Annotated in this window: 19 protein-coding genes and 1 riboswitch; of the genes, 14 read left to right on the forward strand and 5 right to left on the reverse strand. The window is 74.3% G+C overall.

The window, feature by feature from the left end; all coding sequences use genetic code 11:
• Positions 1-232: 232 nt before the first annotated feature.
• From BUE45_RS06045 to BUE45_RS06070, 6 genes are all read left to right on the forward strand, one after another.
• Entirely contained in the window at positions 233-670 is a 438-nt protein-coding gene (locus BUE45_RS06045) for an Lrp/AsnC family transcriptional regulator (RefSeq protein ID WP_073376163.1), read from the forward strand.
• Between the two features lie 61 nt (positions 671-731).
• A complete protein-coding gene (locus BUE45_RS06050) occupies positions 732-1,532 on the forward strand; it encodes a PhzF family phenazine biosynthesis protein (protein ID WP_073376165.1) in 801 nt (266 codons plus the stop codon).
• 528 nt (positions 1,533-2,060) lie between these two features.
• Positions 2,061-2,579 carry an isochorismatase family protein gene (locus BUE45_RS06055; RefSeq protein ID WP_073376167.1) on the forward strand — a complete coding sequence of 173 codons (519 nt, stop codon included), beginning with the start codon at positions 2,061-2,063 and terminating at the stop codon, positions 2,577-2,579.
• Positions 2,580-2,847: 268 nt separating this feature from the next.
• Complete coding sequence (locus BUE45_RS06060; RefSeq protein WP_073376169.1) at positions 2,848-4,614, forward strand: ABC-ATPase domain-containing protein; 1,767 nt, start codon at positions 2,848-2,850, stop codon at positions 4,612-4,614.
• A gap of 129 nt (positions 4,615-4,743) precedes the next feature.
• Entirely contained in the window at positions 4,744-5,670 is a 927-nt protein-coding gene (locus BUE45_RS06065; RefSeq protein WP_073376171.1) for a proteasome assembly chaperone family protein, read from the forward strand.
• An 8-nt stretch (positions 5,671-5,678) separates the two neighbouring features.
• Positions 5,679-6,818 carry a quinone-dependent dihydroorotate dehydrogenase gene (locus BUE45_RS06070; RefSeq protein WP_073376173.1) on the forward strand — a complete coding sequence of 380 codons (1,140 nt, stop codon included), beginning with the start codon at positions 5,679-5,681 and terminating at the stop codon, positions 6,816-6,818.
• A 58-nt stretch (positions 6,819-6,876) separates the two neighbouring features.
• Here BUE45_RS06070 and BUE45_RS06075 read toward each other — a convergent pair whose 3' ends face one another.
• Both BUE45_RS06075 and BUE45_RS06080 read right to left on the reverse strand, forming a co-directional pair.
• Positions 6,877-8,418 carry a polysaccharide deacetylase family protein gene (locus tag BUE45_RS06075; protein WP_084736977.1) on the reverse strand — a complete coding sequence of 514 codons (1,542 nt, stop codon included), beginning with the start codon at positions 8,416-8,418 and terminating at the stop codon, positions 6,877-6,879.
• Positions 8,419-8,539: 121 nt separating this feature from the next.
• Complete coding sequence (locus BUE45_RS06080; protein ID WP_073376467.1) at positions 8,540-10,093, reverse strand: polysaccharide deacetylase family protein; 1,554 nt, start codon at positions 10,091-10,093, stop codon at positions 8,540-8,542.
• 274 nt (positions 10,094-10,367) lie between these two features.
• Positions 10,368-10,527, forward strand: a riboswitch (cobalamin riboswitch).
• Between the two features lie 158 nt (positions 10,528-10,685).
• Here BUE45_RS06080 and metE point away from each other — a divergent pair.
• Positions 10,686-12,956 (forward strand): 5-methyltetrahydropteroyltriglutamate--homocysteine S-methyltransferase, encoded by a 2,271-nt coding sequence (metE, locus tag BUE45_RS06085; protein ID WP_073376177.1) that lies wholly within the window; start codon positions 10,686-10,688, stop codon positions 12,954-12,956.
• Between the two features lie 99 nt (positions 12,957-13,055).
• Here the strand turns inward: metE and BUE45_RS06090 are convergent, their stop codons facing one another.
• Both BUE45_RS06090 and BUE45_RS06095 read right to left on the reverse strand, forming a co-directional pair.
• Positions 13,056-14,036: a hypothetical protein gene (locus BUE45_RS06090; protein ID WP_073376180.1), complete on the reverse strand. Its 981-nt coding sequence runs from the start codon at positions 14,034-14,036 to the stop codon at positions 13,056-13,058.
• A gap of 404 nt (positions 14,037-14,440) precedes the next feature.
• Positions 14,441-15,484 carry a coiled-coil domain-containing protein gene (locus BUE45_RS06095; RefSeq protein WP_073376183.1) on the reverse strand — a complete coding sequence of 348 codons (1,044 nt, stop codon included), beginning with the start codon at positions 15,482-15,484 and terminating at the stop codon, positions 14,441-14,443.
• Positions 15,485-16,142: 658 nt separating this feature from the next.
• On the opposite strand from BUE45_RS06095, the gene BUE45_RS06100 reads away from it, so the two are divergent.
• The 7 genes from BUE45_RS06100 (at position 16,143) to BUE45_RS06130 (ending at position 22,568) form a co-directional block, all read left to right on the forward strand.
• Complete coding sequence (locus BUE45_RS06100) at positions 16,143-17,099, forward strand: methionine ABC transporter ATP-binding protein (RefSeq protein WP_073376185.1); 957 nt, start codon at positions 16,143-16,145, stop codon at positions 17,097-17,099.
• On the forward strand, positions 17,096-17,836 hold the full coding sequence (locus BUE45_RS06105) for a methionine ABC transporter permease (RefSeq protein ID WP_143173276.1): 741 nt from the start codon (positions 17,096-17,098) through the stop codon (positions 17,834-17,836). The genes BUE45_RS06100 and BUE45_RS06105 overlap by 4 nt, the downstream gene beginning before the upstream one ends.
• A gap of 61 nt (positions 17,837-17,897) precedes the next feature.
• The gene (locus BUE45_RS06110) at positions 17,898-18,806 is read left to right on the forward strand and encodes a MetQ/NlpA family ABC transporter substrate-binding protein (RefSeq protein WP_073376188.1); all 909 of its coding nucleotides are present in this window, start codon (positions 17,898-17,900) and stop codon (positions 18,804-18,806) included.
• 167 nt (positions 18,807-18,973) lie between these two features.
• Complete coding sequence (locus tag BUE45_RS06115; protein ID WP_073376191.1) at positions 18,974-20,371, forward strand: GH1 family beta-glucosidase; 1,398 nt, start codon at positions 18,974-18,976, stop codon at positions 20,369-20,371.
• 148 nt (positions 20,372-20,519) lie between these two features.
• The gene (locus BUE45_RS06120; protein ID WP_378662925.1) at positions 20,520-21,509 is read left to right on the forward strand and encodes a LacI family DNA-binding transcriptional regulator; all 990 of its coding nucleotides are present in this window, start codon (positions 20,520-20,522) and stop codon (positions 21,507-21,509) included.
• Positions 21,510-21,629: 120 nt separating this feature from the next.
• Positions 21,630-21,854, forward strand: coding sequence for a hypothetical protein (locus tag BUE45_RS33220; RefSeq protein ID WP_073376195.1), 225 nt, complete (start codon positions 21,630-21,632; stop codon positions 21,852-21,854).
• Positions 21,855-21,905: 51 nt separating this feature from the next.
• Positions 21,906-22,568, forward strand: coding sequence for a hypothetical protein (locus tag BUE45_RS06130; RefSeq protein ID WP_073376197.1), 663 nt, complete (start codon positions 21,906-21,908; stop codon positions 22,566-22,568).
• A gap of 22 nt (positions 22,569-22,590) precedes the next feature.
• Here the strand turns inward: BUE45_RS06130 and BUE45_RS06135 are convergent, their stop codons facing one another.
• Positions 22,591-23,658, reverse strand: a complete 1,068-nt coding sequence (locus tag BUE45_RS06135) for a M15 family metallopeptidase (RefSeq protein WP_143173277.1) — start codon at positions 23,656-23,658, stop codon at positions 22,591-22,593.
• Between the last annotated feature and the right edge of the window lie 177 nt (positions 23,659-23,835).

Consider the following 23,835-nt stretch of genomic DNA (forward strand, 5'->3'; position numbering starts at 1 on the left):
GGGCGCCCACCGGCCCGCCCGCGCCCGGGACCGTGTGTCCCGGCGGCGCCATCGCCGTCGGCGGTCTCCGGAGACGTTCTCGGATCGGTGTACTCCGTGTCTTGAATATGAAGCGAATCACCCCATATTGTCGATGCCCCCACGCCGATACTGGACGAACTGCTCAGTAGTGCCGTCGAGTGGCCCCCGAGATCCCCCGGGTCCGCGACCTGAGCGGTATGAGGTAAGACACATGGCCGTGCCGCTGGACGACACCGACCGCCGCATCATCGCCCTGCTCCGCGAGGACGGGCGCATGTCCATCCGGGCCGTGGCCGAGCAGGCCCACATCTCCCGGGCCAACGCCTACTCCCGCCTGGAGCGCCTGCGCACCGAGGGGGTCATCCGCGGGTTCACCGCCGTCATCGACCCGGAGAAGTACGGCATCGGCCTGTCGGCGTACGTGTCGGTGCGCATCGAGCAGCACTCCTGGGAGAGGTTCCGCGAGTACCTGCGCGACATCCCCGAGGTCGACCACGCCGCCCTCGTCTCCGGCGACGTCGACCTGCTGCTCCTGGTGCGGGTGGCCGACGCCGCGGCCCTGCGCACCTTCGTCCTGGAGCGGCTCCAGCGCATCCCCGAGGTCAAGAGCACCCAGACCATGTTCATCCTGGACGAGCCGCCCCTGTGAGGGGCCATTGCCCCCGCGAGTGGCCCTTTCCCCCGGGAGGCCGCCCGCGCAGGATGGGCCCATGCCCGACTACCGCGTGATCGACGCCTTCACCGACCGGCCGCTGGCCGGGAACCCCGCCGCCGTCCTCATCCTGGAGGACGCCTACGACGACGCCTGGGCGCAGGGGGTCGCCGCCGAGTTCAACCTCTCGGAGACGGCCTTCGCCCGCCCCGTCGGCGGGGCGGGCGAAGGCCCCGGCACCGACTACGAGCTGCGCTGGTTCACCCCCACCGTCGAGATCGACCTCTGCGGGCACGCCACCCTGGCCACCGCCCACGCCCTGGTCGAACTCGGCGTCCCGGGGCCGTACCGGTTCTCCACCCGCAGCGGGGTGCTCACGGTCGCCGAGCGCGAGGGGCGCCTGTGGATGGACTTCCCCGCCAAGCCCCCTGTGGCCGTGGCGGCCCCCGAGGGGCTGGCGGATGCGCTGGGCGCGGAACCGCTGTGGGTCGGCGTGGGCGGTGCCGACGACCTGCTGGTCGAGGTCGCGGACGAGGCGGCCGTGCGCGGGCTGGCCCCCGACACCGCGGCGATCGCCCGGCTGCCCTACCACCTGGTGATCCCCACCGCCCGGGCGGACGGGGAGGCCGACTTCGTGTCCCGCGTGTTCGCCCCGCGGGTGGGCGTCCCCGAGGACCCGGTCACCGGACGCGCCCACACCGTGCTCGCCCCGTACTGGGCGCGGCGGCTGGGCCGCGACGAATTGTCCGCGCACCAGGCCTCCGCCCGCGGCGGTGACCTGCTGCTGGAGTACCGGGGCGACCGGGTGCTCATCGGGGGTCACGCGGTGTCGGTGGCCCGGGGGGAGCTGAACCTCTAACGTGGACGGTGCGGGAGGGGTGTGCGGTGGGCGCGTACCCCTCCCGCTCTCGTACCCCCGCTCCCCCCGACACGGGGAGCACCCGTGGAGCAGTGGGTCACCGAAGAGGACGTCCGCGCCGCGCGGGCCCGGCTGGAGGAGGGCCATCCGGGCTGGGAGCGGCCGGCCGCCTTCGGCGTGGGCCGCGAGCGCGACGGGGGCTGTGGTTCCCCGTGGTCAACGTGCCCGGGGCGATGCACGGGCCGCCCGCGGTGGTCCTGGGGCGGGCCCGCGGCACCGCCGTGTACGACCTCGCGCCCGGGGCGCCGCGCGCGGCCGAGCGGGCGCTCGCCCCGGCGCGGGCGTGCACCGTGTTCGACCACCCCGACCTGTTCGCCCGGCGCGACCTGCTGGACGGGCTGCGCGAGGCGGACCGCCTGGTCGCGGTGTTCGTGCGCGACCCGGCCGCCGGTGGACGACCGCGACCGCGCCTCCCGCCGGGCGGCGCGGGAGGGGGCGGGCGCGGGTGGGCTGTGCCACCATGGGGGCATGTCATTCGTACTGGTGTTCGTAGACGTGCAGGAGAACTTCCTCGACGGGAGCGGGGCGGTCCCGGACGCCGCGCCCCTGCGCGGCGAGCTGGCGGCCCTGCTGGACCGGGCGAGGGCGACGGGCACCCCGGTCGTGCACGTCCTCAACGACGGCGGCACGGGGGAGCCCGACGAGCCGTTCACCCCGGGATGGCAGCCGGTCTTCCCGGCGCGGGAGGAGGAGCCGGTGTTCCGCAAGACCGAGCCGGACGCCTTCACCTCCCCGGGCCTGGCCGGGGCGCTGGCCCTCACCGGCGCCCGCGGGCTGGTCCTGGCGGGCTTCCAGAGCGAGTTCTGCATTTCGGCGACGGCCCGCCGAGCCCTCGGCGAGGGCTACGACGTGGTCCTGGCCCGGGGGGCGCACGGCACCTACCCGGAGGGCGGCGCCACCGCGGCGGAGCGGGCGGCGGACGTCGAGCGGGGGCTGGAGGCCGCGGGAATCGGGATTTCCCCCGCGCGGGAGATCGAGTTCCGGTAAAACAGAAGCTGTGGCACCTCCCCACCCCTCCCGGGGAGGTGTCCGTACGGTCCCGGTGCACCCCCTTGGCGCCGGGCGCCGTGTCCCACGAAGGGCCGGGTCCGGCAGTCGCACCGGACCCGGCCCTTTCACGTGAACCGCTCCCGGGTACCGCGGGGGCCGCGCCGCACGACACCCCCCGGGGTCGTCCACAGGGCCGGGGCGGGGGCGGGCGCAAAGCTCTACCCTGGCGGGGACACAGGACCGGCGAGCACGGGGGGAACGAACGATGGCGGGGCGGTACGGGGGAGGCCACGGCGGCAGGGGCGGCCACGGGGGGCGCGGCGGCCACGGGGGCGGCGGGCGCGGCGGCGGGGCCGGGAGGCCCGAGCCGGAGCCCCTCACCGGGGTGCGCGACGACGAGCGGCTTTCCAAGGAGCTGCTCCGGATGGACGGCGACTCCTACGGGCGGTACAAGTCCCTCAAGGGCGACTGGGACTTCGGCGACTTCACCCTGACCGTGCAGCGGGTGCAGGCCGACCCCTTCGCCCCGCCCTCGCGGATCCTGGTCGCGCTGCCCGACGCGGGCATCCCCGAGGAGGCCCGCCTGGACCCGGTGCGCCGCCGGGCCACCGCCGACTTCCTGGGCCGACGCGCCGGACGGCTGCTGCGCAGGTCGCTGCTGCGCATCGACACCGGCGGCCAGGAGGTCATCGAGCGCTCCTCCTGCCGGGTCACCGCCGGCGGCGGCCTGGAGCTGCGCATCGGCATCGACCTGCCCGGCCGCGGCCGGCGCATCGACGGCCGGGCCGCCGAGCGCGAGTTCTGCGACACCCTGCCCGGCGTGGTCGACGACCTCTACTGGGAGGCCGTCGACCGGGACGCCGCGCGCGCGTTCGCCGACAGCGTGGCCGACACCGTCGCCCTGCGCTCCCGGCTGGACGGCCTGGGCCTGGTCGCCTTCGTCGCCGACGGCGCGGTCCTGCCGCGCCGCAGCGGCGTCAGCGACGAACCCCTCACCGAGGGCGCGGTGCCGTTCTCCTCCCCGGAGACCCTGCGCGTGACGGTGGACCTGCCGCACCGCGGCACCGTCGCCGGCATGGGCGTCCCCGAGGGCGTCGTCCTCATCGTGGGCGGCGGCTTCCACGGCAAGTCCACCCTCCTGCACGCCCTGGAGCGCGGCGTCTACGACCACGTCCCGGGCGATGGCCGCGAACTCGTGGTCACCCGCGCCGACGCGGTCAAGATCCGCGCCGAGGAGGGCCGCCGGGTGGAGCGGGTCGACGTGGGCTCCTTCGTGCGCAACCTGCCCACCGGCGCGGACACCGCGGACTTCTCCACCGACAACGCCTCGGGCTCCACCTCCCAGGCCGCCAACATCTGCGAGGCCCTGGAGGCCGGGTCGCGCACCCTGCTGGTGGACGAGGACTCCACCGCCACCAACCTGATGATCCGCGACGAGCGCATGCAGGCCCTGGTGCACGGCGACCGCGAGCCCCTCGTCCCGTTCGTCGACCTGGTCCGCCCGCTCCACCGCGACCACGGGGTCTCCACCGTCCTGGTCATGGGCGGCAGCGGCGACTACTTCGACGTCGCCGACCCCGTGGTCATGATGGACGCCTACCACCCCCACGACGTCTCCGAGCGCGCCCGGGGGCTGGCCCGGGAGCGGACCGACGCGGTCTTCGCCGCCCCGCGCCACCGCCTGGTCGACCCGCGGTCGGTCGACCCCTCCGACGCGCGCGGCCGGTCCCGGATCAAGCGCCGCGACATGGACGTCCTGGTGTTCGGCGACGACGACGTCGACGTGCGCTCGGTCGAGCAGTTCGTGGACCCCGGCCAGATCACCGGCGCCGGGCTGGCCCTGCGCGCTCTGGCCCTGCGCGGCCGCACGCTCGCCGAGGCGCTGGACGCCCTGGACGCCGAACTGGCCGAGCACGGGGTCACCCGGCTGGGCGGCGACTTCGGCGGGGACTACGTCCTGCCCCGCCGGCAGGAGGTCGCCGCGGTCCTCAACCGGCTGCGCTCCCTGCGGGTCCTCGAACATCGACGGTGAAAACGGGTCGGTATTGTGGGATAGCAGGGCGAACGGTCCGCCGGGGCGACCGGGAACACGGCGGCCCCGGTCGGTGTTGGACTGCCACGCGGCCCCTGAAACCCCGAGCTACCTGGAAACGAGAACCCGGTGCGCAATCCAGCAGATCTGTACGAACTCCGACCCGGCTTCGACGACGTCGCCGGCCTGGCGATGCTGGTCTGCCTGGACGGCTTCGTCGACGCGGGCAACACGGGAAAGCAGGCGGTCGAGGAGCTGTTCGAGCGCTACGAGGCCGAGGAGATCGCCGTCTTCGACGCCGACGACCTCGTCGACTACCGGGCCCGCCGCCCGCCCATGACGTTCGTCGAGAACACCTGGACGGACTACCGCGCGCCCAAGCTCGCCCTGTACCGCATGCACGACGCCGAGGGCAACCCGTTCCTGGTCCTGCACGGCCCGGAGCCGGACCGCGCGTGGGAGGCCTTCGCCGCCGCCGTCGTCGGCCTGGTGGAGCGCTTCTCGGTGTCGCTGTCCCTGAGCGTGCACGGCATCCCCATGGCGGTGCCGCACACCCGGCCGGTCACGGTGACCCCGCACGCCACCCGCGCCGAACTCGTCGAGGGGCACACCCCCTGGATCGGACAGGTGGAGGTGCCCGGCAGCGCGGTGTCGCTGCTGGAGTTCCGGCTCGGCGAGGCCGGGCACGACTTCCTCGGCTACGCCGTCCACGTGCCCAGCTACCTGGCCCAGTCCACCTACCCCCGTGCGGCGCTGGCCGCCCTGCGCTACGTCGCCGACGCCACCGGGCTGTCCCTGCCCGCCGCGGCCCTGGAGGAGGTCGCCCAGGCCACGGACGTGGAGATCGCCGAGCAGGTGAGCGCCTCGGAGGAGGTCCAGCGCATCGTCGTCAACCTGGAGCGCCAGTACGACGACATCATGTCCGCGCGGACCGACCCGGAGGACCGCCAGGTGCTCCCGCTGGCCGACGACGAGACCGCCCTGCCCACCGCCGACGAGCTCGGCGCGGAACTCGAACGCTTTCTCGCCGAGCGCGAGAGCGATGGAAACGGTTAAATAAACACGTGTTCTACCAGATCCTCTTCAGCTCGGTGCTGCGCCACCTGGACGCCGAGACGATCCACCGGGTGAGCTTCGGCGCCCTGCGCTGCGCCGCCGCGGTGCCCGGCGCGGTTGCCGCCGCCGAACGGGTCCTGGGCCCGCGCGAGCCCGAGCTGACCGTGCACGCGTTCGGCCGCGAGTTCCCCGGCCCGCTGGGGCTGGCGGCCGGGTTCGACAAGAACGCCGAGGGCCCCCGGGCCCTGGGCGCCCTCGGCTTCGGGTTCGTCGAGATCGGCACGGTCACCGCCCAGCCGCAGCCGGGCAACCCCCGTCCGCGCCTGGCCCGCCTGGTGGCGGACCGGGCCATCGTCAACCGGATGGGCTTCAACAACGAGGGGTCGGCGCTGGTCGCCGAGCGCCTGCACCACCGGCGGGGCGAGCCCGGCCCGGTCCTGGGGATCAACATCGGCAAGACCAAGGTCACGCCGGAGGACGAGGCCGAGGGCGACTACGCCGTCAGCGCCCGGCGCCTGGCCCCCTACGCCGACTACATGGTCGTCAACGTCAGCTCGCCCAACACCCCGGGCCTGCGCAGCCTCCAGAGCGTGGAGCGGCTGCGGCCGATCCTGTCCGCCGTGCGCGCGGCGCTGGCCGAGGCCGGGCGCCCGGAGCTGCCGCTGCTGGTCAAGATCGCCCCGGACCTGGCCGACGAGGACGTCGACGCGGTCGCCGACCTGGCCTTGGAGCTGGGCCTGGACGGCGTGATCGCCACCAACACCACCATCTCCCGCGAGGGGCTCGCCGCCACCGCCGAGGAGGTCGAGGCGGCCGGGGGCGGCGGCCTGTCCGGCGCGCCCCTCAAGGACCGCTCCCTGGCGGTGCTGCGCCGCCTGCGCGCCCGGGTGGGCGACCGGGTCACGCTGGTCGCGGTGGGCGGCATCGACACCCCCGAGGACGCCTGGGCCCGCATCCGCGCGGGGGCCACCCTCGTCCAGGGCTACACCGGCCTCATCTACGGCGGCCCGCTGTGGCCCCGCCGCATCAACCGCGGCCTGGCCCGCCTGGTCCGCGCCGCCGGGTACGCCTCGGTCGCCGAGGCCGTCGGCGCCGACGCCCCGGACGCGGCCCCGGCCGCCGGCGCCCCCGAGGCCGCCACCGCCTGACCGCACCGCCGACGGCCCGGCGCGGGGGACACGCCCCCGTACCGGGCCGTCGTGCGTGTTACCAGCTGCCGTCCCAGTCGGGCGGATAGGTCCCGCCCGGCTCGGGGTCGAACGCCTGTGTCGCGGTCACGAACGTGTAGCCGTCCGCGCGCAGCCGCTCGATGATCTCCGGCAGCGCCGCCACCGTCGGGGGCTGGGGGTCGTGCAGCAGGACCACCGAGCCCGGCTCCACCTGCCCCACCACGCGGTCGGCGATCGCGTCGCGGTCGGACCCGGTCCAGTCCTCGCTGTCGAGCGTCCACATCACCTCGGCCATGCCCTGCCGGGCCACCTCGGCCTTGACCGCGTCGTCGGTCGCCCCGAACGGCGGGCGGAACAGCTCCACGGTGTACCCGGTCTGGCGGCGCACCGCCGCGCTCACCATCGCCACCTGGGCGGGCAGCTCCTCCGGCTCGAAGTGCTCGGTGAGGCTCTCGTGCAGGTCGCCGTGGTTGGCCGGCTCGTGTCCCTCCGCGTAGATCCGCCGGGCCAGCCAGGGCCGGGTCAGCAGGGGGTCGCCGTTGAGGAAGAACGATGCCGTCACCTCCTCCTCGGCGAGGATGTCCAGCACGTGCGCGGTCGGGTCGACGGGGCCGTCGTCGAAGGTCAGGGCCACGCACTTGACCCCCGCGTCCGCGCAGTCCACGTCCGGTCCGCGCCCGGTGACCACCCCCGGGGGCACCGGGGCGGTCTCCGGCCCGGTGCCGGGGTCCGGCACCGACAGCACCGGCTCCGCGGTGAGCGAGGCCCGCCGGGCGCGCGCGCCCAGGTCCGACAGCAGCGGCTCGGCCCGTTCGGCGGCGACGACGGTCGCGATCCGGCCCGGGGAGGCGTCGGGAGGGTGGCCCTCCACGACGGGCGACAGGTGGCCGTCGTCGAACTCCACCACCAGGTCGCCGTCGGCGTTGAAGCCCATCGAGTCGTAGGTGCGCATGACCGGCAGCAGTCCCCGGCGGTCCACGTCGGGGTGGTCCTCCAGGGCCGCGCCGACCAGGCCGTTCAGCTCGGCCAGGGCCGCGTCGTCGGCCAGCAGCTCCGTGGCGTACCCGGTGTGTCCGGTGGCCACGTCGTACCAGTGCGTCGCGTACGCCCGGCGGATGCCGTGCAGGTCCTCCTCGGTGTTCACCAGCCGCACGCCCAGGACGCCCTCCCCGGCGGCGACGACCTGCCAGGCGATGTCCAGGGACACCGGGTCCCGGCTGGCGCCGCGGAAGTCCATGACCTCCCGGTCGATCCGCTCGCGCAGCGCCTCGGAGAACGCCTCCGCGCCCGGGAACTCCGGGTGGGCGACGGAGACCTCCACGTCCTCGGGGACGTAGGGGTGGCCGGGGAAGTCGTCACCGCCGCCGTTCCACTCGGTCACCGGGTCCCCGGGCCCGTCGACGAGCACGGTCACGGCCTCCGGGTCGGCGTCGGCGGGGGCCGCCGCGGGCTGGTTCTCGCAGCCCGCCAGCGGCAGCGCCACCGCGACGGCGGCCCCCGCCGCCCACGGCAGCAGGCGCGCGTGCCTCCCCCCGCGGGGGAGGGCCTGCTTCGGACGCGTGCGGGTCGACGAGAACACCGGACTCCCTCATCCAGAACGTGTGCACCGGGGCTGATGGGTGCAACATAGGGGAACCCGGCGGCCTCGCCGTGACGCTGACCACATGTGGTCAGCGGCTCCGGTGCCGTCGATCCCGCCCCTAGTCCCCGGGCCGGTGCGACCGCTCCTGGGCGCCGTCGGAGGGCGCGTCCGCGGGCGGCTCGTCGGGCACGCCGTCCACGTACCGCTCGCCGGGCTCGGTGTCCCCCAGCAGCTGCGACACGGTCACCATCCGGTAGCCCTGCGCGTCCAGCTCCCGCACGATCTTGTGGGAGGCGGCGATGGTGCTGGGGTGGATGTCGTGCATGAGGATGATCGCGCCGTCCGAGGCCCCGTCGATCGCGCGGTCCGCGACCACCGAGGGGTCGCGGTCCTTCCAGTCGTTGGTGTCGATGCTCCACAGGACCTGGGCCAGGCCCATGTCCCGGGTCACCGAGCCGACGTTGTCGTTCGTCGACCCGTACGGGGGGCGCATGAGGTCCATGGTGTAGCCGGTCTCCCGGTACACCAGGGCCTGCACCGTGTCCAGGTCGGCGTGCACCCCGTCGGCCCCCATCCCGGCCAGGTCGGGGTGGTTCAGGGTGTGGTTGGCGATCTCGTGCCCCTCGGCGTAGGCGCGCCGCACCGTGCGCGGGTGCTCCATCACCGGCAGCCCGGTGACGAAGAAGGACGCCCGGGCGTCGTACTCGGCGAGCAGGTCCAGCAGTTCGGGGGTGCCCCCGCCGGGGCCGTCGTCGTAGGTCAGGGCCACGCACTTCACCTCGGGGTCGGCGCAGTCCACCGCGTCGTCGACCGGGGGCAGGACGCCCGGGACCGGCTCGTCGGCGGGCCCGCCGTCCCCCTGCGGCGCCGCGGAGACGGAGAACTCCTCGACCCCGGTGGTGGCCGCGCGCTGCGCCCGCCGTCCGAAGCCCGACAGCAGCGGCTCGGCCTCGGCCCGCTCCACGACCGCCGTCAGCGGTCCGGCACCGGGCGCGGCGACCTGGCCCGCGTCGAACTCCACCACCAGGTCGCCGTCCGGGTTGAACCCGACCGAGTCGTACAGCGAGGCCACCGGCAGCACCGCGCCCGCGTCGGCGGAGTCGCCGAGCCGGTCGCGCACCAGCGCGTTGAGGGCGGCCAGCCCGCTCTGTCCGTCCAGCAGCGACTGCGACCCGCGGGTGGTTCCGTCGCCGGTGTCGTACCAGTAGGTGGCGCGGGTCTCCTTCTCGCCCTCGGAGTCGGTCTCCGCGTTGGCCATGCGCACGCCGATGAGGCCGTCGGAGGCGGCGGTGACGCTCCACCCCGCCCGGTAGGACTCGGCCCCCGGGCTGGCGGTGTCGAACGCCCGCACCTCGGCGGCCAGCCGCTCGCGCAGGAACGCGGTGAGCGGCTCGGCGTTGGGCAGGACCGGGAAGGACACCTCGGCGGGGACCCCGTCGTACTCCAGGGCCTCCTCCTCCAGCCCGGTCAGGGCGGCGGGGTCGACCACGGTCAGCGCGTCGGGCTCGCCCGAGGCCGGGAGCCGCTGCTCCACGGCGTCGGCGATCCCGTGCGCGACGCCGCCGGCCGGGCCCGCCCCCAATGACTCCGGTGGTCGCACCGACAACAGCACCATGCCCGCCAGCACGACCAGGGAGACTCCCACGGTGATCACGGGGTGATCGGGTGTCATGGTGGTTCGGGACAGCTTGTTCACCAGGGGTTCTCCGCGTCCATCTCGCAGACGAACGTGCGCGGGGCCGGGCGGGGACGCCACCGCGCGACGTCTTCATCGGGTGTGACGCCGCCCACGGGCGGAGGGTTCGTACTCCGGGGCGGCGAGGGGCACAAGGGGGGTATGCCGGGGGTCAGGGGCGAAGGGGGATCTCCCTATACTTGCAGCCGTGGAAGGTACGCGCGCCATTCCCGCGCCGGGGAGCCCCCGGAGCGGCGGCGCGCGTCGCAAGAGGGAACCCGGTGCGAGTCCGGGACTGCCCCGCAGCGGTGTACGGGAACGACCCCCGCCATGAAGCACTGGTGGCCCGATCGCAAGATCCGGGCGCCGGGAAGCGGCGGACACTAGGAGACCGGTGTCACGACCGGTCGCGCCCGTGAGTCCGAATACCTGCCTCCACCCGGCGGCGCACCCGTGCCGCCGGTGGTCCCGCGCCCCGAGGGAGGGCCGAGGTCGGTACCCGGCGCGCCCTTCACACGGCGTCCCTCCGGTGTGCCCCTCGTCGACCCCGCGGCCGGTACCGGGCCTTCGACGAGGGAGAGAAGCTGTCATGAACACCACCCCCGCGCCCACCGTGCGCTCCACGGTGCACGGCTACCCGCGCATCGGACCCGACCGCGAGCTCAAGCGCGCCGAGGAGTCCTACTGGAGGGGCGCCACCACCGCGGCCGAGCTGGAGCGGGTCGCCGCGGACCTGCGACTGGACACCTACGCCCGGCTGCGCGCCGCCGGGATCGACGACATCCCCTCCAACACGTTCTCCTACTACGACCAGGTGCTGGACACCGCCGTCCTGTTCGGCCTCGTCCCGGCCCGGTTCGAGGACCCGACCGCGGCCTCCGGCGCCGACGGCCGGCTGGGCCGCTACTTCGCGCTGGCCCGCGGCGTCCAGGGCGCCCCGCCCCTGGAGATGACCAAGTGGTTCGACACCAACTACCACTACCTGGTCCCCGAGCTCTCCCCGGACGTGCGGCCGCGCGCCGCCGGCGACAAGCCCGTCGCCGAGTTCCGCGAGGCATTGGAGGCCGGGTACCGCACCCGCCCGGTGCTGGTCGGCCCGCTCACCTTCCTGCTGCTGTCCAAGGCCGCCGACGACGCGCCGCGCGGCTGGTCGCCCCTCGCCCTGCTCGACGACCTCCTGGACGCCTACGCCTCCGTGCTGGCCGACCTGCGGGCCGCCGGGGCCGAGGAGGTCCAGCTGGACGAGCCGGTGCTGGCTACCGACGAGGGCCGGGCCGCGCTCGCGCACCTGGAGCGCTCCTACACCGTGCTGGGCGGGCTGGCCGACCGGCCGCGGCTCCTGGTCTCCACCTACTTCGGCTCCATCGGCGCGGACGCCCTGCGCGTCCTCAAGGAGTCCCCGGTCGAGGCGGTGGGCCTGGACCTGGTCACCGACGACGAGGGCGTCGCCGACCTGACCGCCGTGTCCGGGCTGGGCTCCACCCGGCTGGTCGCGGGCGTGGTCGAGGGCCGCAACGTCTGGCGCACGGACGTCCCGGCGGCCGTGGCCACCCTGGGCACCCTGCTGGGCCTGGCCGACGAGATCGCCGTGAGCACCTCCTGCTCGCTGCTGCACGTGCCCATCGACCTGGACGCCGAGACGTCCCTGGCCCCCGAGCTGCGCGCCGCGCTGGCCTTCGCCGAGCAGAAGACCCGCGAGGTCGCCCTGCTGGGCCGGGTGCTGTCCGCGGGCACCGCCGACGGCCGCGACACCGGGCCGGCCCCCGCCGGGGCGGCGTTCGTGGACTCCCGCGTGCGCGCCCGCCTGGAGGCGCTGGGCCCGGACGCCTACGAGCGCCCGCAGGAGCGCGGCGCCCCCAGCGGCCTGGCGCTGACCACGACCACGATCGGGTCGTTCCCGCAGACCGCGGAGCTGCGCCGGGCCCGCGCCGCGCACCGCCGCGGCGAGCTGGGGGAGCAGGAGTACAAGGAGGTGCTGCGCGCCGAGATCGACCGGGTCATCGCCCTCCAGGAGGACATCGGCCTGGACGTGCTCGTCCACGGCGAGCCCGAGCGCAACGACATGGTCCAGTACTTCGCCGAGTTGCTCCGGGGGTACGCCACCACGGAGAACGGCTGGGTGCAGTCCTACGGCTCCCGCTGCGTGCGCCCGCCGATCCTCTTCGGGGACGTCTCGCGTCCCGAGCCGATGACGGTGGAGTGGATCACCTACGCCCAGTCGCGCACGCAGAAGCCGGTCAAGGGCATGCTGACCGGTCCGGTCACCATGCTCGCCTGGTCGTTCGTGCGCACCGACCAGCCGCTGGGGGAGACCGCCCGCCAGGTGGCCCTGGCCCTGCGCGACGAGGTCGCCGACCTGGAGCGGGCCGGGATCCGGCACATCCAGGTGGACGAGGCGGCGCTGCGCGAGCTGCTGCCGCTGCGCGAGGAGAAGCGCGCGGAGTACCTGGACTGGGCCGTGGGCTCCTTCCGCCTGGCCACCTCGGGCGTCTCGCCGACCACGACCGTGCACACCCACATGTGCTACTCCGAGTTCGGCCTGATCGTCGACGGCATCGAGGCGCTGGACGCCGACGTGACCAGCGTCGAGGCGGCCCGCTCGCGCATGGAGCTGGTGGAGGACCTGGGCCGCCGCGGCTACCGGCGGGGCATCGGCCCCGGCGTGTACGACATCCACTCCCCGCGGGTGCCCTCGGTGGAGGAGGTCGAGGCGTCCCTGCGCCTGGCGGTGTCGCACATCGACGCCGGGGGGCTGTGGGTCAACCCCGACTGCGGCCTGAAGACCCGCGGCTACGAGGAGGCCGAGCAGGCCCTGCGCAACATGGTCGAGGCCGCCCGCAGGGTCCGCGCCGACCTGTAGGGGCCGGGGTCCGGCCGCGGGGCCGGAGTACGGGAACGGGGGGCCGCGGCGCGACGGCCGCGGCCCCCCGTGGTGCCCGGGGTGCCCGAGGGGACCGGGTCAGGCGGCGCCGAGCAGCGCCAGCGCGTCCTCGCCCGCCATGGTCATCGTCTCCTCGATGTCGTCGGGGAGCGTGAACTTCTCGACGTCGGAGTCCGAGGCGTCGAACGACGGGCTCATCGTGTACGTGACCTCGATGTTGACGTTGCCCGAACGGATCAGCACGGCGGCCTTGGGGACGATCTGGCCGAGGAAGTCGTACTTCGTGGTGATGAAGACGGCCTCGTCGCCCAGCGCGACCTCCGTGTCCTGGTCCAGGTGCTCGGAGTCGTACAGGGAGTACGAGCCCTCGCCGCGGAAGTTGGCCACCGCGTCCTGGTACTCGGACTTGGCGCCCTCGATGGAGTCCGAGCCCGCGTAGGGGGTCTGGTACAGCACGTCGTAGGTGCCGAACATGGTGCTCGGGTTGCCCTCCGGCGCGGAACCGCTGATGTCGGAGCAGGAGGACCGGTTGTCGCTGTTGCTCTTGGAGCCGTCCTGGCCCAGGAGCAGGCCCTCGGCCACCCGGTCGGTCAGCGCCTCGCAGGGCTCGATGGGCAGGGCGTACGGGGGCTCGCCCGCCGGACCGCCGCCGCCCGCGGGCTCCTCGGCGGGCTCTTCCGCAGGCTCCTCCGCCGGCTCGGAGACCTCCGTGGTGGGCTCCGGCGCGGCGACGGTGCCGCCCGGGTCCCGGCCGTTGGTGGCGAGCATGACGATCAGCGCGACCACCAGGACGGCGATGACCGCACCGCCGCCGATGACCACCCACAGCGCGGCCTTGCCGCCGCTCTTGGGCTGCTGCGGCGGCGGGTAGCCGCCGGGGGGACCGTAGGCGGGCTGTCCGCCCGTGTACGCGCCCTGCTGGGCGTACCCCGGCTGGCCGCCGGTGTGGGGGTCGCCGTAGGGGCCGCCCGGCGGCGGGCCGTAGGGAGGCTGGCCCCCCGTGCCGTCACCGCCGTACGGATTCTGCGGTGGCTGGTTGTAAGGTCCGTTTTCGCTCATGGCTCCCCTCGCCCGGATGATGTGTTGACGTGTTGTCTGGGACGCGTGTCGGCGCCGGTGGGTTCGTGTGACTTTCCGAAGTCGGGTCGTCAGGGACGCCGGGAGCGTTCACACGGGCAGGGCGCACCCCCCGTGGCCACCTGACCGCGGGCGAGAACGGGGGAAGCGGGGGCGGGGCGGACCCTGGTGTCTCCGGGTGGCCCCGGGCCCTCGGGCCGGGGGCGGCCGGCGGGTCTTCCGCAGGCCGGGACGTGAGCATCCTAATCCGCGCACCCGGCGGAGCGGCAGGTCGGGGTGGGGGTCCGTGCGTGAATCGTCACTGTTTCGTGTCGGTCGCGTGCACTGTTCGCCCCCGGGCCCCCGCCCTCGGAACGTCCCCCCCCCGGGGCGGGCGCGGGCCCGGCTCAGAACATGGAGATGTGCACGTGGTCGAAGTGGTTCTCGGTGATGCTGCCGCGGTCGGCCATCGCGCGCCAGCCGGTGTCGCCGCGCCGGACGTCCCAGATCTGCTGGCGGTAGATGATGTACATGATCCCGAGGCGGTCGGCGTTCTCGCGGCCCCACTCGGCGATCGCCCAGCCGCGGTCGATCTGCTCCTGACCAGGCATCTGCCCGTTGCCGTCCACCATGAAGTCGCAGGCGCGGCCCTTGGGGTGCTCGCCCACGACCCAGCCGCCGACCGCCCGGTAGCAGCCGACGCCGCCGACGTCGCGGCCCTCGCCGAACTCCTCGATGACCAGCTCGCGCATCTGCTCGGTGCGCGGTGTGATGTTGTATTGGCCGCCCATGGGCTGGTTGGGGTGGTCCGCGATCATCTCCTGGACCTCCCCCCGGCGCTCCTCCAGCGACTCCAGGTCGGCCTCGGCCTCGGCCAGGGTCGTCTGCGCCGCCTCCTGGGCCTTCTCGTCGCGCTCCAGGGCCTGCTCCAGCTCGGCGATCTTGTCCTGGTTGCTCGTGGCCAGGTAGTCGATCGCGACGGCGCGGTCGATGATCTGGTCGGGGTCGGCGTCGACGAACAGCGACATGGCCGGGTCGATGCCGTTGCCGGTGTAGGAGGCGTACGCCAGGGCGCGGACCTGCTCCTTGGAGGCCTGGGCCTCCTCGGCGGTGTCCTCGGCCCGGTTCGTCGCGCGCTCGGCCTCCTGGATGACGCCCTCCATGTCGCGCAGCTCGCCGTTGTACTCCTCGCCGAGCTCCTCGGCGCGGTCGCGCAGCGTCTGCATGTCCTCCGGCTCCCGCGGCAGTGCCAGGGCCGGGGCCTGGGGGAGCGCGACGAGCGACGCCCCCAGGGCGACGGCGAGGGCGGCGGCGCGCGTCCGGCCGGCGCCGCGGCGCCGGGGGAGTGCGGACACCAGGTCGGACAGCGCCTCGCGCCAGGTCGCGGCAGCGGGGTCGGGAGCCCAGAAGTCGGCGAACTCGTCCACTCGGCTCGGGTGATCGGGGTGCACGGTGTGGTCGCTCCTCGGGCCCGCGCGCACCCGGACACGGGGTGGGGCGGGCACTGCTTCTCGTCGATTTCCCGGACGGGCCCGCCCCCCGCGTGCGGGGAAGAGGGGGACGACGGAGTGTCGCCGGGGACCGGGAGGCCCGGTCCACCGCGCGCGGTTCTCGGCGCTGGGCGATGGTAACGGGACGGTCATGAGTGTAGGCACTCCCGAAGCCGTACGGGAGTGATCGGATGATTTCGTATGCGACAAACGGGGGTGATGTGGCACAGATAACCCGGTTCCGGGGTGTGATTTCGGTGAACAGACCCGTTCCCCCGTGGTTGAGTAGGGAATGTGAAGGCTCCTGGACGTACCCCGGCGAAACCCCCCGCCACCTGCGATGACACCCGGAAGCGGTGCCGCGGGTGCTGTTGTCGCACGTCCGCCTGACCCCGCCTCCTCCACCTGCGCGGGCGACCGGTACCGGCCGCCCGGTAATTTGCGAGGATTTCCGTGCCCCGACCGCCGCACGCACCGCTCCGGCGCGTCGCCCCCACCCGGTCCGGGACCGCTCCGTACGCTCTGACGTGGGCGTCGATCCCACGTCGAGACTCTCCGCGCCCGTCCGCCGGCACCGGGCGCCCTGGCCAACGTCGATGGGAAGACCGTGATTGACGCAGTGGGCCTGCACAAGGTCTACAGGTTGAAGAAACACCGGGTGACCGCCTTGAACGGCGTCGACCTGCACGTGGAGTCCGGCGAGATCTTCGGTGTCGTGGGGCAGAGCGGCGCGGGCAAGAGCACCCTGCTCCGCTCCGTCAACCTCCTGGAGCGGCCCGACGCCGGGACCGTCACGGTCGGCGGGGAGGAGCTCACCTCCCTGAGCGGGGCGCGGCTGCGCACCGCCCGCCGCGGCATCGGCATGGTCCACCAGCACTTCGCCCTGCTCTCCTCGCGCACCGTCGCGGGCAACGTCGGCTTCCCCCTGGAGGTCGCCGGGGTCGGCCGCGCCGAGCGCCGCACCCGCGTGGGCGAACTCCTCGAACTGGTCGGCCTGGGCGACAAGGCCCGCGCCTACCCCTCCCAGCTCTCCGGCGGGCAGAAGCAGCGCGTGGGCATCGCCCGCGCGCTGGCCTCGCGCCCCCGGGTGCTGCTGAGCGACGAGGCCACCTCCGCCCTGGACCCGGCCACCACCGAGTCGATCCTCGGGCTGCTGCGCAGCCTGCGCGACGAGCTGGGGCTGACCATCCTGCTGATCACCCACGAGATGGACGTGATCAAGAAGATCTGCGACTCCGCCGCGATCATGGAGGACGGGGAGTTCCGCGAGGCGGGCCGGGTGCTCGACCTCATCGGCACGCCCGGGTCGCTGCTGGCCCGCTCCCTCTTCCCGCTGCCCGACCTGGCGGGCCCCGACACGGTCGTCGTGACCTACCCCCGCTCGTTCGACGAGCCCCTGATGTCCGAGCTCACCCGCCGCTTCGACGTGGACGTCAACATCCTCGGCGGCGGCGTGGAGCGGGTCGCGGGCCAGTCCGTGGGGCGCCTGGGCGTGGACGTCCGCGGCGCCCGCCGGGCCGAGGCCCTGACGTACCTGTCCGAGCACGGCCTGCTGGTCGAGGAGGCCGGAAAGTGATCGCCAACCCCGCCGACGTCCTGCTCCTGGCCGCGAGCGCCGAGGCCGCCGGGCCCTGGGAGGCCGTGGCCGCCTTCGTCCGGGACTGGCCGAACATGTGGCCCAGCCTGTGGCTGGCCACCCAGGACACCGTCTACATGGTGCTGTGGGCGACGGTCTTCAGCGTGCTGGTCGGCCTGCCCCTGGGCGTGCTGCTCATCACCACCGACCGGGGCGGCCTCACGCCCGCGCCCGCGGTGCGCGCCGTCCTCAGCGCCGTCGTCAACATCGGCCGCTCGCTGCCGTTCATCGTCCTGATGGTGGCGGTGCTCTCCCTCACCCGCTTCCTGGTCGGGACCACCCTGGGCCCGACGGCGGCGATCGTCCCCCTGAGCATCGGCGCGATCCCCTTCTTCGCCCGGCTGGTGGAGACCTCCCTGCGCGAGGTGGACCGGGGGGTCGTCGAGGCCGCGCACGCCATGGGCACCCGCAGGATCACGATCGTCGGCAAGGTGATGCTCCCCGAGGCGCTGCCCGGCCTCATCGCGGGCCTGGTGATGACCGTGGTCGCCCTCATCTCGTACTCGGCGATGGCCGGGGCGATCGGCGGCGGCGGCCTGGGCGACCTGGCCATCCGCGAGGGCTACCAGCGCTTCAACGACCACTACCTGTGGGCCACCGTCATCCTGCTCATCGTCATCGTGCAGGCCGCCCAGAGCCTGGGCGACCTGCTGGTGCGCAGGCTCACCCGCCGCTGACCCGGCGCCCCCCGGCCCCCGCCCCCCGGAAGTTGTCCGACCCGTCTGGAGTGGAGAAGCGATGACCGGAGACAGGGCAGGGGCGCCGTGGGGGCGCGCGCTGCGCGGGGCAGGGGCGGCGGCGCTCGCCGCGGCCGTGCTGGCGGCCTGCGGCAGTCCGAGCGAGCGCGCGGGGGAGGGGACCGACGACGAGGGGCTCACCGCCCTGCGCGTGGGCGCCACCCCCACCCCGCACGCCGAGATCCTGCGGTTCGTCGAGGAGAACCTGGCCGCGGACGCGGGTCTGCGCCTGGAGATCGTCGAGTACACCGACTACAACCAGCCCAACGCCGCCCTCGCCGAGGGCGAGCTGGACGCCAACTACTACCAGACGGTGCCCTTCCTGGAGGAGTACCTGGCGGGCAACACCGACGCCGACCTCTCCTACGTCTCCGACGTGCACCTGGAGGCGTTCGGGGTCTACTCCGAGGACGCCGCCGACCTGGAGGACCTGCCCCGGGGCGCCGAGATCGGGGTGCCCAACGACACCTCGAACCTGGGACGAGCGCTGCGCCTGCTGGCCGACTCCGGCGTCATCTCCCTGGCCGAGGGCGCCGAGGGCGCCGGGGGCTCGCCCGCGCTGGACGACGTGGAGGACGGCCCGCTCGGCGTCGAGATCACCCCGGTGGAGGCGGCGCAGCTGCCGCGCTCGCTCCAGGACCTGGACGCGGCCGTGGTCAACGGCAACTACGCCCTGGAGGCGGACCTGCCGGAGACGGCCAACGCGCTGGCCTGGGAGGGCACCGAGAACAACCCGTACGCCAACGGGCTGGTGGTGCGCTCCGAGGACGCCGGCGCCGAGGACATCGTGCGGCTGGACGAGCTGCTGCACAGCCCGCGGGTCCGCGACTTCATGGAGGAGCGCTGGCAGGGCATCGTCATCCCGGTCGGCGGGGAGGCCTCGCCGCCGGCCTCCGGTCCGTCCGACTAGGCCGCCGCGGCGGGCGGGGAGGCGGGCGCCACCTGCGTCCCCGCCCGCGTAACGGTTCTGTTTCGGGGTGACTTTCGTCGATTGACACAAGGTGTCCGGTCTGCTTGTTTTGTGGGAGCGCTCCCATACGCGATGTCCCCTCGTCATGGAAGGTGCGTACCTGACAAGTGAGCAATCACAGCGATTTCCCTGAGGGCTTCCTCTGGGGGGCGGCCACCGCCTCGTTCCAGATCGAAGGCGCCACCACCGCCGACGGCCGCGGCCGCAGCATCTGGGACACCTTCGCCGAGACCCCCGGCAAGGTCCTGGGCGGCGACACCGGCGACCCCGCCGACGACCACTACCACCGCTACGCCGAGGACGTCGCGCTCATGAGCCGGCTCAACCTGGGCGCCTACCGGTTCTCCATCGCCTGGCCGCGCATCCTCCCCCAGGGGAGCGGCGAGGTCAACCAGGCCGGCCTCGACTTCTACAACCGCCTGGTCGACACCCTGCTGGAGGCCGGGATCCAGCCCTGGGCCACCCTCTACCACTGGGACCTGCCCCAGACCCTGGAGGACGCCGGCGGCTGGCCCGCGCGCGAGACCGCGTACCGGTTCCGCGACTACGCGCAGGTCGTGGCGGACTCGCTCGGCGACCGCGTCACCAACTGGATGACGATCAACGAGCCCTGGTGCTCGGCCTTCCTCGGCTACGAGAACGGCCACCACGCGCCCGGCCACCGCGACCCCGCCGCCGCCCTGGCCGCCTCGCACCACCTGCTGCTCGGGCACGGGCTGGCCGCCGAGGCCATCCGCTCCACCGGCCACCCCTCCCGGGTGGGCCTGGCCCACAACCAGGCGGTCATCCGGCCCCACGGCCCCAGCGCGGCCGACGCCCGCTCCGCCCGCCGGGCCGACGGCGTGCGCAACCGCATCTTCACCGACCCCCTGCTCAAGGGCAGCTACCCCGCCGACGTGCTGGAGGACCTCGCCTCCGTCAGCGACTTCTCCTTCATCGCCGACGGCGACCTGGAGATCACCTCGGCGCCGCTGGACTTCCTCGGGATCAACTACTACTCGCCCGAGTTCGTCGCCGCCTCCGCCAAGGGCCTGGACCCGGCGCTGGTCAGCGGCGAGGGCGGGGCCTGGCTCGGCGCCGAGCCCGAGGAGGTGCACGTCTCCCAGGGGCTGCCCGTCACCCACATGGGCTGGGAGATCGACCCCACCGGGCTGTACGACGTGCTGCTCCGCCTGGGCGGTGAGGCCGGCGGCATCGACCTCTACGTCACCGAGAACGGCTGCGCCTTCGAGGACACCGTCACCGAGGACGGCGCGGTCCACGACACCGACCGGCTCGCCTACTACGAGGGCCACCTCCGGGCCGCCAAGGAGGCGATCCACGCCGGGGTGCCCCTGCGCGGCTACTTCGCCTGGTCGCTTCTGGATAATTTCGAGTGGGCGTGGGGATACTCCCGCCGTTTCGGGATCGTGCACGTCGACTACGACACGCAGGTGCGCACGGTCAAGGACAGCGGCGAGTGGTACTCCCGCCTGGCGGCCACGGGACGGTTCCCGGAGCGCTAGAAAAGGCAGGCCGCCCCGGGACGGGGCGGACATCCGAGGCCGCCGCGGCCGGTACCACCGGCCGCGGCGGCGCACGATTTTCCCAGAGGGAGCACGCGAAGTGGCCAAGAGCGTTGACGGTGGCGGGCGGCGGCGTCCGACCCTGGAGATGGTGGCGGAGCGGGCCGGCGTGGGCCGCGGGACCGTCTCCCGGGTGATCAACGGGTCGGCGCAGGTGAGCCCGCGTACCCGGGAGGCGGTCCACAACGCGATCGCCGAGCTCGGCTACAGCCCCAACCAGGCCGCGCGCACCCTGGTCACCCGGCGCACGGACACGATCGCCCTGGTCGTCTCCGAACTCCGCGACCGGCTCTTCTCCGACCCCTTCTTCGCCGACATCGTCCGCGGCGTCAGCTCGGTCCTGCACGAGCGCGACCTCCAGCTGATGCTCACCACCGCCCGCAGCGAGGCCGAGCACAAGCGGGTCGGCGACTACCTCAGCGGCTTCCACGTGGACGGGGCGCTGCTGGTGTCCCTGCACCGCGACGACCCCCTGCCCCGGCGCCTGGCCGCGGCCGGTGTGCCGGTCGTGCACGGCGGCCGGCCGCTCGCCGAGGTCCCCTCCCCCTTCTGGGTCGACATCGACAACGTCGGCAGCGCCGAGAAGGCGGTCCGCTACCTCGTGGAGAAGGGCTACCGCCGGGTCGCCACCGTGACCGGGCCCCTGGACATGTACGCGGGCGTGGAGCGCCTGCGCGGGTACCAGCGGGTCATGGCCGAGGCGGGCATCGCGATCGAGGACGGGTTCGTCGTCCAGGGCGACTTCAGCGTCGAGGGCGGGGCCGAGGCCATGGAGCGGCTGCTCGACGGCGGACCCGCGCCCGAGGCGGTCTTCATCGCCTCGGACATGATGGCCATCGGCGGGCTGCGGGTCCTGCGCGCCCGCGGGCTGCGGGTGCCCGACGACATCGCGGTGGTCGGCCACGACGACACCCTCATGGCCCACTACAGCGACCCCGCGCTCACCACCGTCCACCAGCCCTCCGTCCAGATGGGCCAGGAGATGGCGCGCCTGCTCGTGGACGTCGCGATTCCGCGTGCAGCCGAGTCCGAGACCGTCATGCTCGACACCCGCCTGGTGGTCCGGGAGTCGGCCTGACCGGCCAGGACACCGCTCCGGGGGACCCCGCCGGAGGGCCGCCGGACCGCCCCTACGGGTGGACGTGTGCAGATGCATGTGCAAGGCTGGTCGCGACTTCGCGCGAGACGGTGGGGGCGCATGAACCCGATGCGGGAACCGACGCACACCCGGTGTGCGATCTCTTCGTGCGGATGGTGCGACCGGGACGGCCTGGACTGCAGGTTCTGCTCGGGCACCGGCTGGTGGCGGCCCGAGAGGCCGCACCGGGACGCGAGTGGGATCATCGTCTGGCTCCGGGTCGACGAGCCGTGCCGCGGATGCGCGGGCACCGGCAAGGAGCACAGCCCGACCGTGGCGATCTGAGGGTCCCGCCGCCGCGGTGCGGACGGTGCGGGGGAACCTGAGGAGGATGCTGTGCGCTGGGTGACCTACCTGTCGCCGAGCGGCGGTGGCGAGCGCGTGGGCGCGCTGGACGACGGCGACGTGCTCGGCGTTCCCGACCCGCGCGGCCTCGACGAGCTGCTGGCCGACGGCGTGCCGGCCCTGGCAGGGGTGCTGGAGAGCGCCCGCCGGGCACCGATCGAGATCATCGTCGAGTGGGAGGCGCGCATGTGCGCCCCGCTCTCCCCGGCCGCGCCGGTGGCGGTCGGCTCGGGCACCGACGTCTGGGAGGTCCCCCCGCACCTGGTCGGCGCGGTCGACGACCCCGTCCCCGCGACCGCCCACAGCGCCCGTGTGGGGCTGGCGGCGGTCGCCGGCGCACCGGGGCGGGTGGACGCCCGCACACCCGCCTGCCTGTGGCTGGACGCCGCGGGGGAGCCCGTCCTGTTCGGCCTGGGCCCGGTCCTGGTCACCTCCGACGAGCCGATCTCCTCCTGGGAGGCGGCGGTGGAGGTCGACGGTACCGAGCGCGGGCGCGCCGCGCTGGACCCGGACGACCCCCGGCTGTCCCGTGCCGCGGGGCGGATCAACGCCCTGCTGCCGGTGGACTCCGGTCCGCTGGCCGAGGGCGACGAGGTGTTCGTGGACCTGGGCGAGCTGGGCTCCTACGAGGTCCGGGTCGGCTCCCGGGTCTGACCGGCCCGGCCGCGCCCCGGGGTCAGGGCGCGTACTCCCAGTGCCACGGCTCGAAGCCGCCGCGCGCCCAGGACGGGTTGTCCCAGCCGAACGCGGGGGCGTGGGAGAGCATCCACGCGTGCTCCGCGCTGTCCAGGACGTTCACGCCCCCGCACAGGTCGACGGCGAGCCCCCTCCCGTGCGTGCTGGTCCCGGGCCGGGCCGCCATGCCCGGCAGCATCTGCTCGAACAGCGCCACCTGCTCGTGGTACGGGCGGTAGGAGTCGGTCACGCACATCGCGCGGCCGAACTCCTCCCGGTAGGCGGCGTCCAGCTCGACGAACGCCGCCGCGGCGTCCGCGCGCAGCCGCTCCCCGGGCTGGGGGAGGGGGCACAGCCCGGACTCGGGGATGCGTCCGTTGGGGTGCGGGGCCGCGCCGTCCCCGGTGCAGGCTCCCCCGCCCGCCCCGCCCCGCCCGGCGTCCGGGGAGTCCCCGCCCGCCGCGCCGCGGGCCTCGCGGGGCGTGCCGCCCCCGCCGGCGCCCCCCGGCCCCTCCTGGAGGGCCTCCAGCCGGGTCTGCTCGGCGATCAGGCCGGTCAGGGCCTCCTCCTGGACCAGGATCGCCTCCTCGGCCTCCTCCCGGGCCTCCCCGGCCCGCTCGGTGGCCGCGCGCTGCTCCCGCTCGGCCCCGCGCGCCGACTCCGAGAGGGTGTCGGCGGCCACCCCGGCGGCCCGGGCCCGGCCCAGCTCCGCGGAGCGGTGGTCGCCCAGCAGGTCCAGGTCGGCGGCCAGGTCCAGCATCCCCGCCGGCCCCCCGGAGCCGAGCAGGGTGCGCACGGGGGACAGGTCGGCGCCCTTGTAGACGGCGGCGGCCTGGCGGGCCACGGCCAGCCGGGAGGCCTCCCCGCGCCCCCGGGCCTCCTCGGCCAGGCCCTCGGCGGCCCTGCGCTCCCCGGCCAGCTCCTCCAGGAGCGCGCGCTCGGCGAGGTACTCCTCGATCCGCTCCCCGGCGTCGGCGCGCAGCACCTCCAGCTCCGCGCGCAGCGCGGCCAGCTCGACCCGGGGGTCGCCCGGTTGCGCGGCGGCGGGGGAGGGACAGGAGAACGCCATCAGCACGGCGAGACCCCACGGAAGTGCGGACCTGACCGAAAATAGGCGACCGAAGTCACCCGCCCTTGCTGCGCTGCTCGAACGTTCCGCTTTTCGGTCATTACTCACCGTGTTCAACGGCGGGCGCAATACGGCGCACATGCCCGCTTCCTCCCCCGGACCTGCGTGTACGTATTG

The sequence above is a fragment of the Nocardiopsis flavescens genome, from assembly GCF_900141985.1.
In the GTDB taxonomy this organism is placed as follows: Bacteria; Actinomycetota; Actinomycetes; order Streptosporangiales; family Streptosporangiaceae; genus Nocardiopsis; species Nocardiopsis flavescens.